Annotated in this window: 12 protein-coding genes; 5 read left to right on the top strand and 7 right to left on the bottom strand. The window is 68.7% G+C overall.

Annotation, left to right across the window (positions count from 1 at the left end; all coding sequences use genetic code 11):
• Positions 1-246, bottom strand: coding sequence for a DUF1640 domain-containing protein (locus ACYQ8L_RS03935; protein WP_459940469.1), 246 nt, complete (start codon positions 244-246; stop codon positions 1-3).
• 458 nt (positions 247-704) lie between these two features.
• Between ACYQ8L_RS03935 and ACYQ8L_RS03930 the strand changes: the two genes are divergently transcribed.
• Positions 705-2,045: a DUF1015 domain-containing protein gene (locus tag ACYQ8L_RS03930; RefSeq protein ID WP_459940468.1), complete on the top strand. Its 1,341-nt coding sequence runs from the start codon at positions 705-707 to the stop codon at positions 2,043-2,045.
• A gap of 8 nt (positions 2,046-2,053) precedes the next feature.
• Complete coding sequence (locus tag ACYQ8L_RS03925) at positions 2,054-2,797, top strand: tRNA1(Val) (adenine(37)-N6)-methyltransferase (RefSeq protein WP_459940467.1); 744 nt, start codon at positions 2,054-2,056, stop codon at positions 2,795-2,797.
• On the opposite strand, the gene ACYQ8L_RS03920 is transcribed toward ACYQ8L_RS03925, so the two are convergent.
• A complete protein-coding gene (locus ACYQ8L_RS03920; protein WP_459940466.1) occupies positions 2,721-3,266 on the bottom strand; it encodes a DciA family protein in 546 nt (181 codons plus the stop codon). The genes ACYQ8L_RS03925 and ACYQ8L_RS03920 overlap by 77 nt on opposite strands.
• Before the next feature lie 35 nt (positions 3,267-3,301).
• Here ACYQ8L_RS03920 and ACYQ8L_RS03915 point away from each other — a divergent pair, with 35 nt between their 5' ends.
• A complete protein-coding gene (locus tag ACYQ8L_RS03915) occupies positions 3,302-3,556 on the top strand; it encodes a putative Se/S carrier protein (protein WP_459940465.1) in 255 nt (84 codons plus the stop codon).
• Between the two features lie 28 nt (positions 3,557-3,584).
• Here ACYQ8L_RS03915 and ACYQ8L_RS03910 read toward each other — a convergent pair whose 3' ends face one another.
• The 4 genes from ACYQ8L_RS03910 to ACYQ8L_RS03895 all read right to left on the bottom strand — a co-directional run bounded on the left by ACYQ8L_RS03910 (position 3,585) and on the right by ACYQ8L_RS03895 (position 7,425).
• Positions 3,585-4,943: a cobyrinic acid a,c-diamide synthase CobB gene (locus ACYQ8L_RS03910; RefSeq protein ID WP_459940464.1), complete on the bottom strand. Its 1,359-nt coding sequence runs from the start codon at positions 4,941-4,943 to the stop codon at positions 3,585-3,587.
• Between the two features lie 370 nt (positions 4,944-5,313).
• Positions 5,314-5,589 (bottom strand): acylphosphatase, encoded by a 276-nt coding sequence (locus ACYQ8L_RS03905; protein ID WP_459940463.1) that lies wholly within the window; start codon positions 5,587-5,589, stop codon positions 5,314-5,316.
• Between the two features lie 205 nt (positions 5,590-5,794).
• A complete protein-coding gene (locus tag ACYQ8L_RS03900) occupies positions 5,795-7,174 on the bottom strand; it encodes a TldD/PmbA family protein (RefSeq protein ID WP_459940462.1) in 1,380 nt (459 codons plus the stop codon).
• Positions 7,171-7,425, bottom strand: coding sequence for a DUF4911 domain-containing protein (locus ACYQ8L_RS03895; protein WP_459940461.1), 255 nt, complete (start codon positions 7,423-7,425; stop codon positions 7,171-7,173). The genes ACYQ8L_RS03900 and ACYQ8L_RS03895 overlap by 4 nt, the downstream gene beginning before the upstream one ends.
• Before the next feature lie 406 nt (positions 7,426-7,831).
• Here ACYQ8L_RS03895 and ACYQ8L_RS03890 point away from each other — a divergent pair, with 406 nt between their 5' ends.
• Together ACYQ8L_RS03890 and ACYQ8L_RS03885 are read left to right on the top strand one after the other, a co-directional pair.
• The gene (locus ACYQ8L_RS03890) at positions 7,832-9,607 is read left to right on the top strand and encodes a M3 family oligoendopeptidase (protein ID WP_459940460.1); all 1,776 of its coding nucleotides are present in this window, start codon (positions 7,832-7,834) and stop codon (positions 9,605-9,607) included.
• Positions 9,608-10,018: 411 nt separating this feature from the next.
• Positions 10,019-10,831, top strand: coding sequence for a PIN domain-containing protein (locus ACYQ8L_RS03885; protein ID WP_459940459.1), 813 nt, complete (start codon positions 10,019-10,021; stop codon positions 10,829-10,831).
• A gap of 335 nt (positions 10,832-11,166) precedes the next feature.
• Here ACYQ8L_RS03885 and ACYQ8L_RS03880 read toward each other — a convergent pair whose 3' ends face one another.
• Entirely contained in the window at positions 11,167-11,784 is a 618-nt protein-coding gene (locus ACYQ8L_RS03880; protein ID WP_459940458.1) for a DUF3786 domain-containing protein, read from the bottom strand.
• Between the last annotated feature and the right edge of the window lie 263 nt (positions 11,785-12,047).

Genomic DNA, 12,047 nt, shown 5'->3' with positions numbered 1-12,047 from the left:
TCAGAGGAGCTTCACCATGGCGGCCACCACGGCAGCCTGGGCGACGAGCATTCCGGCGACCCACTTGATGATCTCCACCTTGGCCCTGGTAAGGTCCTCCTTCGTGGCCAGGACCTCCCTCTGCCGTTCCACGACGTAGTGGACGCTTTCCCGGAAAATCTCCGAGATCTCCTTCGCGAGTTCCTCGTCCATGTTTTTGCGGCGCAGCCGCTCGTAGATCTGCAGCGTATCCAAGGGAATCTCCATGCCCGCCTCCACGCGCCTTGCTTTTTCAGGCAGGAACCTCAGTCTTTCTCTTTGTCCGTTGTTTGTCAAACCCCTGCGCCTGGCCCTCAGACGGACGTGGCGTGAGACGGGAGGTTCCGACGCGGGGCACGGGCGACGGCGTGGGGGGATTCTCGCGCCACGCGCGCAACGCCCGCCACGGTTTTTGGGGGTTTCGTGGCGAGTTTGGCGATCGTGGCGAGAGCCATAAAGTTCCGGCGCCGGGACCTGTCGACGGCATCAGGGGTTCTCACGCAACGGTCGCAACGAGCGCCACGTTCTCCTTTGGGGTTCGTGGCGTGCTTGGCGGGCGTGGCGTGAGCCCGGTGTTCGTCGTTCGCCCGCCGCCGTGCTTGCGGCGTCCCCTGGAGATGTGGTAGCAGAACCCCGCCCCGGACCCCGGGGTTTTCGTTTGGGATCCGACGAGGGAGTGAGAACCGATGGCCGAGGTGTTGGGTTTCCGGGGGGTCCGGTACAGCCCGACGGTGGTGGACGATTTCGACCGGGTGATCTGCCCGCCGTACGACGTGATCTCCCCGGAGCTCCAGGACGAGCTCTACCGCCGCAGCCCCTACAACGTGGTGCGGCTGGAGTTCGGCAAGGAGCTTCCCGGGGACGACGACGAGGAGAACCGGTACACCCGGGCGGCGCGCACCCTGGCCGAGTGGCTCCGCAAGAAGGTCCTGATCCAGGACCGGGAGCCCTGCGTCTACTACACCGAGGAGGACTACCGCGGGGAGTTCGGCGAGCCCCTGACCCGCCGCGGCTTCTACGCCAAGGTGCGGCTTGAGGATCCCGACTCGGGCCTCTACTTCCCCCACGAGCGCACCCTGGCCGGCCCCAAGGCCGACCGGCTCCGGCTCATGCAGGCCGTCCGGGCCAACCTGAGCCCGATTTTCAGCCTGTACGACGACCCCCAGACCGTGGTGCTGCGGGACCTGGAGGCGATGGCCACGGGCACGCCGCCCCTCATCCGGGTGCGCTCCGACGAGGGGGTCAACATCCGGCTCTGGAAGGTGGCGGACCCGCGGCTCGTGGGGGAGGTGACCCGCCGCATGGCCGACAAGGTGTTCGTGATCGCCGACGGGCACCACCGCTACGAGACGGCCCTCGCGTACCGCGACCAGATGCGCCGGGAGAACCCGGAATACACGGGCACCGAGCCTTGGAACTACGTGATGATGTACCTCTCCAACCTGAGCGCCCCGGGGCTCGCCGTGTTCCCGACCCACCGAGTGGTGTTCGGGGTGCCGGCCGACCGTCTCGCGGGGCTCGACAAGGCGTTGGGGGAGTACTTCGAGGTGGAGCCCGTGCCGGATGCCGAGACGCTGTCGGCCCGGATGCGGGAGCTCCGGGGCAAGGCCCACGCCTTCGGCCTGGTGCGGAAGGGCGAGCCGCGGTTCTGCCTCCTGACCCTGCGGGACGAGGGGGTGATGCACCGGTTGCTGCGGGGCAAGATGCCCAAGGTGGTCCGCACCCTCGACGTCACCATCCTCCACACGTTGATCCTAGAACGGATGCTCGGGATCGACCGCAAGGCCCAGGAGGAGCAGCGGAACCTGCGCTACGTGAAGGGCACGGCGGAGTTGGTGCGCCAGGTGGAGGAGGACCCCGAGGTCCAGTTCGGGGTCCTCATGAACCCCACCCGGATCGAGGAGGTGAAGGAGGCGGCCCTGGCCGGGGAGCGGATGCCCCAGAAGAGCACCTATTTCTTCCCCAAGCAGGTGACCGGCCTCGTGATGCACCTCCTGTTCGACCCCCAGGGCAAGACGGCGGGGTAGGAGCGGCCGTGGCGGCCGACCGCTGGGCCGGGCCGGACGAAACCCTCGACGGCGCCCTGGGCGGGGCGGTTCGCCTGGTCCAGCCCCGCAAGGGGTACCGGTTCAGCGTGGACGCGGTGCTCCTGGCCCGGTTCGCGGCCGAGACCCCGGCCGACCGGGTCCTGGACCTCGGATGCGGGTGCGGGGTGGTGGGCCTGTGCCTCCTGGCCCTCGGGGGGGCGGGGGAACTAGTGGGGGTGGACCGGAACCCGGCCATGGTGGATCGGGCCCGGCGCTCGGCCGCGGCCAGCGGCCTGGCCGACCGGGCCCGGTTTGAGCAGGCGGACCTCCGGGAGCCGGGCCGGTGGCGCAGGCCCCGGTACCCCCTGGTGGTCTCGAACCCGCCGTACCGGCCCCTGGGCCGGGGCCGGGTGAGCCCCGACCCCGAGGTGGCCGAGGCGTGCCACGAGGTGAGCTGCACGGTCGACGACGTCGTGGCGGCCGCGGCGGATGCGCTCCGGTCCCGGGGCCGGTTCTGTTGCGTCTACCCCGCGGAGCGGGTGGTGGGGCTCCTGGCCGCCTGCCGGACCCACGGCCTCGAGCCCGAGGCGCTCTGGCCGGTCCATCCCCGGCCCGATGCCCCGGCCCACCGGGTGCTCGTGCGGGCCGTGAAGGGCGGGCGGGAGGGGCTCGAGCTCAGGCCTCCCCTGGTTCTCCACGCTCCCGACCGGAAGTACTCGCAGGAGGCGGAGCGGCTTCTGGGGCCTCCGTAGGCCCGCGCACCGAAAGGTGCCGGAGCCACAGGCGGGCGAACGCGGCGCCGAGTTCGGGGTCGGGGAGTTCCCGGGCCACGGCCTCCACCCGGCGGCGGTCCTCCTCGGACACGGGATGGAGGGGCCGGGGGGATCCGCGGCCCGCGGCGGGAGGCGCGGGCTCGTCGCCCACGGTGCGCACGCGGATGGCACGGATCTCGGAACCGCCCAGCCGCTCGTTCAGGCGGGACAGGATCTCCTGGCGCAGGAACGTGATCTGCTGGGCCCAGGCCGACGAGGGCACCCCCAGGACGAGCACGCCGCCTCGGAGCGACAGGGGCCGCACCCGGCGGGCGAGCTCGGGGCCGGCCACCTCGTCCCACACCTCCCAGACCCGGTGGGCGGGGCCCGGCGCGGCGGACCGGGCCGTCCGAAGGAGGGCCCGCACGGTGTCGCCGAGGGGCCGGGGGCGGGACGGCTCACGGCTCATCGGCCGGTCGCCCCCGGAAACCAAGGGGAACGGTCATGGATCGCGACGGCATCCTGATTTTCCATAGCATCCACCGGGTCATGGCGGCCGAAAAGGCGCTCAAGGCCGCCGGGCTCGACGTGCGGCTCATGCCGGTGCCCCGGCAGCTCTCGTCGGACTGCGGGCTCTCGATCGCGTTTCGCACGGCCGACCTGGCCGCGGTGGAGGAGGCGCTCGAGGCGGGCGGCTGCCCCTACGAGGAACTCCACCGCTGGAACGGCACCTCCTACGACCGGCTCGACCGGCCGTAACGGGGACCCCCAAAGCCAGCCCTCACGCCTACGCCCCCCGCCGCCCCTTGAGCCCGAACCAGCGAAGCGGCAGCTCCGGGCACGAGGCGAAGTGGAGGTGGATATAGCCCGCCAGGGCCGAACCCACCCGGTAGCCCTCCCGGCCCAGGTCCTCTCCCCGGGCGTTCCGCACCCGGTAAACGGCCTCGGCGCCCGCGGGCGGGGCCGCGAGCTCCGAGTAATGGAACTCGTGGCCCCGGGCCGTGAGCCCGTCGAGCCCCGGCACCCCCTCCACCACCACCTCCCGGTAACCCAGGTGGAACCGGCTCTGGCGCATCCGGGCCTCGGCCGCGAACACCCCGGCCATCCGGAACGTGCGGCCCTCCGGCGTGCGGAGCCGGTCGCAAAGGGCCATGAACCCCCCGCACTCGGCGTAGATGGGCTTGCCGGCCGCGTGGAACGCCCGCACCCCCGAGCGGAACGCCTCGTTGGCCGCCAGGCGCTCCGCGTGAACCTCGGGGTAGCCGCCGCCGAGGTAGAGCGCGTCGGCCTCTTCGGGAACCCCGTCGCCGTCGAGGGGCCGGAAAAAGGCGATCCGGGCCCCGGACCGCTCCAGGATCCTCAGGTTCTCGTCATAGTAAAAGCAAAACGCCGCGTCCCGGGCCACGGCGATGGTGCGGGTGGGGCGCTTCGGCCGGGGTGCCGCCCCTTGGCGGGGAGGGGGAGGGGGGGTGCGATCCAGGAGCCGGTCCACGTCCACTTGGGCCTCCACCCATCGGCCCAGGGCCTCCGCCCATCCCTCCGGCGCGGGAGCATCCTCCGGGGTCACGAGGCCGAGGTGCCGCTCGGGCAGCGCGACCTCGGGGCTCCGGGGCAGGGCCCCCAAGGAGGTCGGTAGACCCGCGTCGGCCAGGGCCTCGTCCAGGATCCGGCGGTGGGAGGGGCTCCCCACCCGGTTCCAGATCACCCCCACGATGGGGACCCGCGGGGGAAACGAGGCGAATCCCCGCACCAGGGCGGCGGCGCTCCGGGCCATGGACCGGGCGTCCACCACCAGGACCACCGGGAGGCCCAGCACCCGGGCCAGGTGGGCCGTGGCCCCCTCGGGCCGTCGGCCGTCCACCCCGTCGAAGAGGCCCATCACGCCCTCGACCACGGCCACGTCGGCCCCCTCCGCCGCCCGCCAGAAGAGCCGCCGGTTGGTGGCCCGGGGGATCATCCAGGTGTCCAGGTTCACCGAGGGCCGACCGGTGACCCGCGCGTGGTGGGCCGGGTCGATGTAGTCCGGCCCGGCCTTGAAGGCCTGGACCGCGAGGCCCCGGGCCCGCAGGGCCGAAAGAAGCCCCAGGGTCACCGTGGTTTTCCCCGACCCCGACCACGGGGCGGCGATCACGAAGGCGCTTTGCACGTGGATGCTCCGGTAGGCCGCGATGGGGCCTTATTCGCAGGAACGAGAACTTTTGTCCATTGATCCTAGGGTGGAGCACCGAGACGGCGCTAACACGACCGGCCACCGTAGACCGCCGCTACTTGGTGGCCCCTCTGGGGGGCCCTCCAATGTCCGAGGTAACGTCGGGGTCAGGACCCGATGTAGGAGCGGCGTCCCCGCCGCGATTCGGACCGAAGCCCCGAAAGAAACGCCGTCGCAGCTCGAAAGCCGTGCCCAAAGGTTGGGACGGGCGGCAACACCGGAATCGCCAAAGTTTTTGTCCGCCTAGCCGCCCAGCCGCCTAGCTGCCAAGCCGCCAAGCCTCCCAGCCTCCCAGCAGGCCTCCCCTTCAATACCGGATCTCGAAGGGCCCCTCGCCCCGGGCCTCCTCCCAGATCACGTCGCAGTGCTCCACCCGGGCGGCCGGGGGGCCCTTGCGGCACCACGCCACCGCCTCCTCGACCCGGGGCCGGGGCCCCTCGAACACGGCCTCCACCTCGCCCGTGGGAAGATTCCGGACCCAGCCCTTGAGGCCCAGATTCCGGGCCACGTCCCGGGTGCTCGCCCGGAACCACACCCCTTGGACCCGTCCGCCCACGATCACGTGCGCCCGCACCTCGTCCATCGCCTCACCTCCGGCCGGTTCCGCTGGTCCGGGGCTCTCGCCAAGAACGCGACGAAACACCAGAAGAGCGTAGCGGTCGTTGCGTGAGAAACCCTCACGCCGTCGCCGGGTCCCGGCGTCGGAACTTCTGGTCTCACGCCACGCCCGCCAACCCCGCCACGAAACCCAAAAACCGTGGCGACCCCTGCGAGCTTTGCGTGAGTTCCTACTCCGCCTCGCCCCCCACCACCATCTCCGGGATCCGCAACGTGGGTTGGGCGTCGGCCACGGGAACGCCCTGGCCGTCCTTGCCGCAGGTGCCCACCGAAAACCCCAGGTCCGACCCCACCCGGTCGATCGCCAGGAGCACCCGTGGGCCGTTCCCCACCAGGGTGGCCCCCCGCACGGGCTCGCCGACCCGGCCGTTCTCGATCCGGAACCCCTCGGCCACCTCGAACACGAAATCCCCGCTCACCGTGTCCACCTGCCCCCCGCCCATCCGGGTCACGTAGAGGCCGCTCGGGGTGTCGCGAAGGATCTCCCCCGGGTCGTCCGGGCCCGGCGCGATGAAGGTGTTGGCCATGCGGGGGATCGGGCGGTGGGCGAACGACTCCCGCCGGCCGTGGCCCGTGGGCGCCGCGCCCATCCTCCGGGCCGTGGACCGGCTGTGGAGGAACCCCCGAAGCACCCCCTGTTCGATCAGCACCGCGCGGCGGGCGGGGGTGCCCTCATCGTCGAACCGGTACGAGCCCCGGCGGCCGGGCAGGGTGGGGTCGTCCACCACCGTGATTCGGTCGGAGGCCACCCGTTCGCCCAGGCGGCCCGCGTACACCGAGTGCCCCTGGAGCACCAGATCGGCCTCGAGCCCGTGGCCCACGGCCTCGTGGATCATGGTGCCCCCGGCCTCCCCGGCGATCACCACCGGCATGCGGCCCCCCGGCGCCCGGGGGGCCTCCAGGAGCCGCACGGCCCGCCGGGCCGCCGCCAGGGCCGCCTCCTCGGGCGATTCCTCGTCGAACTGCTCCCACCCCCGGCTTGCGGCCACGGCCTCATACCCGGTCTGGGCGCCGCGCTCGTCCCGGGCCACCACCAGGACGCCGAGGTAGAACCCGGTGCGCAGATCCCGCACCGGGGGGCCGTCGGACGGCGCCACCCACACCTCCTGGGCGTGGTCCCGGTACACCACCCGCACCTGCACCACCCGCGGGTCCACGCCCCGGGCCACCCGGTCGAGCCTCCGGGCCAGATCGGCCCGGGCCCCGAGGTCGAGGTGGGCGAACGGGTCGCCTTCGGGCCCGGGGCCCTCGGCGGGGGCCGACGCCGCGGGCTCCACCGGCACGCCGTCGGGCCGAAGCCGGGCCACCTCCGAGGCGAGTTCCACGAGCGCGTCCGGATCCGGGGCCGTGCGGTACCCGTACGCCTCGGCCTCCCCCTCCACCACCCGGATCCCGGCGCCGTGGCGCACGGCCGTCCGGGCCTCCTCCACCCGGCCTGCCTCCAGCACCACGGTGGCCGAGCGGGTCGTCTCCCAGAACACGTCCGCGAGGTCCCCGCCCCGGGCCAGGGCCGCCCGGAGCACGCGGTCGGGATCGAACGGGGGCCTCACGCCCCGCCCTCCGGCTCCACGATTCCCTGGTCCAGGATCGTCAGGGGAACCTCCTGGGCCAGGGCGTCCAGAACCTCCCGGAGTTCCTCCCACCGGTCCTCGGTGGAGAGGAGCCGCACCCGGCCGGCGGGGTCCTCCACGGTGGAGGCGAGGCAGAGCCCCTCGTAGGCGTCGAGGGTGTAGCGCACGTGGTAGATGTGGGCGTGGGGCACCCGACACTCCACCCAGATCTCGCGGGGAACCGGAACCATGGCACCTCCTCGGCAAAGCCGGTAGCATAGCCGATCCCGCCCCCACGCGAAACCGCCGGGGCGGTCTCACGCCACGCCCGCGGCGACCGCCACGTTCTCATTTGGGTTCCGTGGCGGGCTTGGCGAGCGTGGCGTGAAGCCCGAAGTTCCGACGCCGTGCACCGGCGACCGCGTGAGGGATTCTCACGCAACGATCGCAACGAGCGCCACGTTCTTTCGGATTTGCGTCGCGTGCGTGGCGAGCGTGGCGTGAGACCCGAAGTTCCGACGCCGTGCCCCTGCGACGGCGTGATGGGTTCTCACGCAACGATCGCCACGACCGCCACGTTCGGACGGAACCACGAAGGGGTGGGCCGCCTCGCCGCCTAGGGGCAAGTCGCCCAGCCCCAAGACCCGGAGGACCCCCATGACCGACACCCAACTTCCCCAGTGGGACCTGACCCCCCTCTACCGGGGGCTCGACGACCCGCGGCTCGAGGCCGACATCGGGGCCATCGAGCCCGCGGCCCGCGCCTTTCGGGAGGCCTGGCGGGGCCGGGTGGCCGAGGCCTCCCCGCTGGACCTCGGCCGGGCCGTGCGCGGGTACGAGGCCGTGGTGGGCCGCCCCCTTCGCCCCTACGCCTTCGGGCACCTCCTCTTCGCCTCCGACTCCACCCAGCCGGCCCACGTGGGGCTCCTCCAGAGGGTCAAGGAGGCCGCCACCCGGGCCCACAAGGAAACCGTCTTCTTCGACCTCGAACTCGACCGCATCGACGACGCCCGGTTCGCCGAGGCCGTGGCCCACCCGGACCTGGCTCCCTACCGCCACCACCTGGAACACTCCCGGGCGTTCCGGCCCCACCGGCTCTCGGAGCCCGAGGAGGCGATCCTGACGCTCAAGGACCTGGTGGGCCGCTCGGCCTTCGTCCAGCTCTACGACCAGCTCACCTCCTCGTTCCGTTACCGGTTCGAACTCGACGGGGAAGAGCGCGAAATGACCGGGCCGGAACTCCTGGCGCTCCTCAAACACCCCGACCGGGGGGTGCGCCGCCGGGCCTACGAGACCTACATCGGGGCCTACGAGGCCCAGGCCGTGACCCTTTCCACCGTGTGGAACGCGCTGGTCACCGACCACCGCCAGAACCTGGAACTCCGTCGGTACGCCGACCCCATGGAGCCGGTGCACCTCAGAAACGAGCTGAGCCGCAGGGCGGTGGAAACCCTCATGGAGGTGACCCGGTCGCGCTACGGCCTGGCCCGGCGCTACTACCGGTGGAAGGCGAAGGTGCTGGGGGTGGAGAAGCTCTGGAGCACCGACCTCGTGGCGCCGCTTCCCGGCCCCGAGCCCGAGGCCGTGCCCTTCGACCGGGCCCGGGCGTGGGTTCTCGAGGCCTACGAGGCCTTCGACCCGGGGTTCGCCGCCATCGCCCGGTCGTTCTTCGACGAGGGCCGCATCGATGCCCCGCCCCGGCCGGGCAAGGCCGGCGGCGCCTTCTGCATGGGCGTCGCCCCGGACCTGCCCGTGTACGTGCTCATGAACTACACGGGCAAACTCCGGGACGCGGCCACCCTGGCCCACGAACTCGGCCACGGCATCCATTTCACCCTGGCCCGGCGCCAGCCGCTCCTGGAGTACTCGCCCGTGCTCCCCATGGCCGAGACCGCGAGCGTGTTCGGGGAACTCCTGCTGGCCCGCCGCCTCGAGGCCGAGGACCTCGACCCGGTGCTCCGCCGAAACCTCCTGGCCGAGCGGGTCGAGGACGTGATCGCCACCACCTTCCGCCAGAACCTCTACGTGGAGTTCGAGTACCGGGCCCACAAGGAGGGCGGGGCCGGGTACCTCCCGGCCGAGCGCTTGTGCGAACTCTGGATGGAGGCCCTGGAGGCGGCCTACGGCGACGCCGTGGAGCAGGTGCCCGCGAGCCGCTGGGCCTGGGCCGCCATCCCCCACTTTGTGCACACCCGCTTTTACTGCTACGCCTACGTGTTCGGGGAACTCCTGGTGCTCGCCCTGTACCGGCGGTACCAGGAGGAGGGCGACGTCTTCGCCCCCAAGCTCGAGGCGCTCCTGGCGGCCGGCGGCAGCCGCTCCCCCGGTGACCTCGTGGCGGGCCTCGGCTACGACCTGGAGGACCCGGCCTTCTGGGCGGGTGGCTACGACCTCCTGGAGGAAATGATCGCCCGCCTCGAAGGGGAAGGGTAGGGGGAGGGAAAATCGCGTTTGACGGGGACTCGCACGGGCGGCTATAAAAGAAGCCCTCTGAACAGGGAAATCGACCGGGGGAGGCGATGTCCCGACACCACACTCCGATGACCACCCGCGGCCGCAACGCCCATCGAGGCGCTTGCGGCCGTTGTGCGTTAGGGTGGGTTGGAACCGTTCTCGTTGTCTCCCCCCGTCCCCGATAACGTCCCGGTAGCACTTCCAAAACGCTCTTGCCTTGGTCGAAGCCCTCCACTGGGTCGGGAGTCGGGACGCCATAACAAGCCTACAGTGCTGGCGTTCGCGCGGGCACGGTTCGTCACTCCACAGCGCATTATGCCGACGTCAAGATAAGATTGCTATGCGGACGTGCGCATAAGACCCTCTTATGATCTGAATGGTTAAAGAGCCATGTCTAAATTGCTGTTTGTCGACACCAATATATATCTTGATTTTTACAGAATAAGAAACGAAGTCAAAGTTCCATTTCTCAGCCATCTTGAGGCGATAAAAGATAGACTAATAATGACTGATCAGGTTGAAATGGAGTTTAAAAAGAATAGACAAAATGCCATTCTAGAAGGCATGGCAGAATTAAAATATCCAAATAGGATCAGTGTTCCTGGCGTCATTAAGCAAGACAAATCATCTCAAGCATTAAATAGAGATGTTGAGAGAATAAAGGGTAGAATTGATAAATTAAAAACTAGATTAGAGAACGTGTTAGAGAGACCCACTGTATATGACCAAGTGTATAAAGTATTGCAGAGATTATTTGCTAAGAAAAAAGATATTGATTTGTATAGAAAATCAAAAAAAAGATATGAAATAAGAGAGCTTGCCAAGAAGCGCTTTATACTTGGGTATCCTCCAAGGAAGAAAAATGATACAAGCATAGGAGACGCTGTAAATTGGGAATGGATGATTCACATAGCAAAAGAAAAAAATGTTGATATTTGGATCGTGTCCAGAGATAGTGATTATGGCGTTACTTTCAAATCTAGAGGTTTTATAAACGACTGGCTGCGGCAAGAATTTAAAGAACGGGTAAATAAGAGGAGGAACATAATCTTATGTCCAATGTTATCACAGGCACTTAAAGAATTTGAAATACCTGTAACAATAGAAGAAGAAAAAGAAGAGGAACGGGTTGTAGAACTTGTTGGGGAGATAAATGCTGTTTCATCAGCATGTGCTACTCCATTGCTGTCCAAAAACGAATAGCAGAGGTCCTGGGGAGCGCTCGGAGAGGGCCGTCTGCCGCGGTTGGGGCGGTCATCCTAGGGGAGGGGACGGGGGAGGCAAGGGGACACACTAAGTTTCGGTAGCCTTGGCCCCCGCCGGAGAACGGAGGAGGGGACGCAGCAAAGTTAATAAGTTTCGGGAGCCTTGGCCCCCGCCGGGGAAGGTGGGCGACGGGAGGGGTGGCGATGCCGAGGGCGGCGCGACTGGGCGTGCTGTGGGTGCTCCACCATGCGGTGGCATGAGCGTGCTGGACCACTTCGGGGCGACAAAGGGCGCGACCGCCCCCGCGTGTTCCCGGCCCTTCCTGCCGCCGCCTATCCCTCTCGAGCCGCCTCGAGGAGTCGCGAAACGAAGTAATCCGGGAGAAACCCGAGGCACTCGAACCCGAAGAACTCCAGGGCCCTGGCGTCGAAAAGCAGATGGATATCGGGCGGGAAGTCCTCGTCCGCCTCGTTGAAGACGAGTTTCACCAGGAGTTTCGGGAACACGGGGAACCGCCACGCGTGCTGGTCCGCACCGGGAGCCTTTTCCTCGATGCCTCCCACTTTCCGGACGACAGCGGCGAACGAGGCGTAATCATTCCCGAACCGCGCAAGCAGCGCCACCTTCAAACGCCGCAGTTCGTGGGTTGCCCGGCCGAGGTTGAAGCCGCCTAGGAGGCGGAAGGGAACGAACTCCCCGGCGGGTTCCCCCGTCCCAGGGGAGAACAGGTAGCCCAGCACGGCCAGTCCTTCCTTGGGGCCAACCGGGCCGCGGTCCAGGCGTTGGACGCCGCCTCGATCGACGAGGTAGGACGTGCCCAGCGACTCGACGACCACCTTCCCGTCCGGCCCCGGCTTGAGCCCCTTCCGTGCCGCCAACCGCTCGAGGTCGGCGTGCTTGAGCCGCTCCTGCAGGTCGAGAAAGATCCTCTCGTGGCCTAGGGCTTCCATCGCATTCCTCCCTTCAACGGGCGAAGGGGACCTAAGGCCCTGCCTGCATCCCACCGCGCCGTTCACGGCGTGCGCCCACGCCCAATGCGCAACGGCACTTACCAAAGAGTGCCGCGAAGCTCAAAGCCACCGAGTAGGAGCCGGGACGTTCTTGACTGTGAGGAAAGGGACAAGTCTGAGGGGCATTGGGGATGGTGCGGGACCGCCCGAGGGGGCGAGGCGCCAGGAGGGCGGCGGACAGGGGACACGGTCACGCCGGGACA

The organism is Deferrisoma palaeochoriense (assembly GCF_054656955.1).
Note: the sequence above shows the minus strand (reverse complement) of the source record. Positions and strands in the feature narration are given on the sequence as shown.

Coding starts and splice junctions, on each gene's coding strand:
- ACYQ8L_RS03935 (WP_459940469.1), bottom strand. CDS start 246: ATGGAGATTCCCTTGGATACGCTGCAGATCTACGAGCGGCTGCGCCGC.
- ACYQ8L_RS03930 (WP_459940468.1), top strand. CDS start 705: ATGGCCGAGGTGTTGGGTTTCCGGGGGGTCCGGTACAGCCCGACGGTG.
- ACYQ8L_RS03920 (WP_459940466.1), bottom strand. CDS start 3,266: ATGAGCCGTGAGCCGTCCCGCCCCCGGCCCCTCGGCGACACCGTGCGG.
- ACYQ8L_RS03915 (WP_459940465.1), top strand. CDS start 3,302: ATGGATCGCGACGGCATCCTGATTTTCCATAGCATCCACCGGGTCATG.
- ACYQ8L_RS03905 (WP_459940463.1), bottom strand. CDS start 5,589: ATGGACGAGGTGCGGGCGCACGTGATCGTGGGCGGACGGGTCCAAGGG.
- ACYQ8L_RS03895 (WP_459940461.1), bottom strand. CDS start 7,425: ATGGTTCCGGTTCCCCGCGAGATCTGGGTGGAGTGTCGGGTGCCCCAC.
- ACYQ8L_RS03890 (WP_459940460.1), top strand. CDS start 7,832: ATGACCGACACCCAACTTCCCCAGTGGGACCTGACCCCCCTCTACCGG.
- ACYQ8L_RS03885 (WP_459940459.1), top strand. CDS start 10,019: ATGTCTAAATTGCTGTTTGTCGACACCAATATATATCTTGATTTTTAC.
- ACYQ8L_RS03880 (WP_459940458.1), bottom strand. CDS start 11,784: ATGGAAGCCCTAGGCCACGAGAGGATCTTTCTCGACCTGCAGGAGCGG.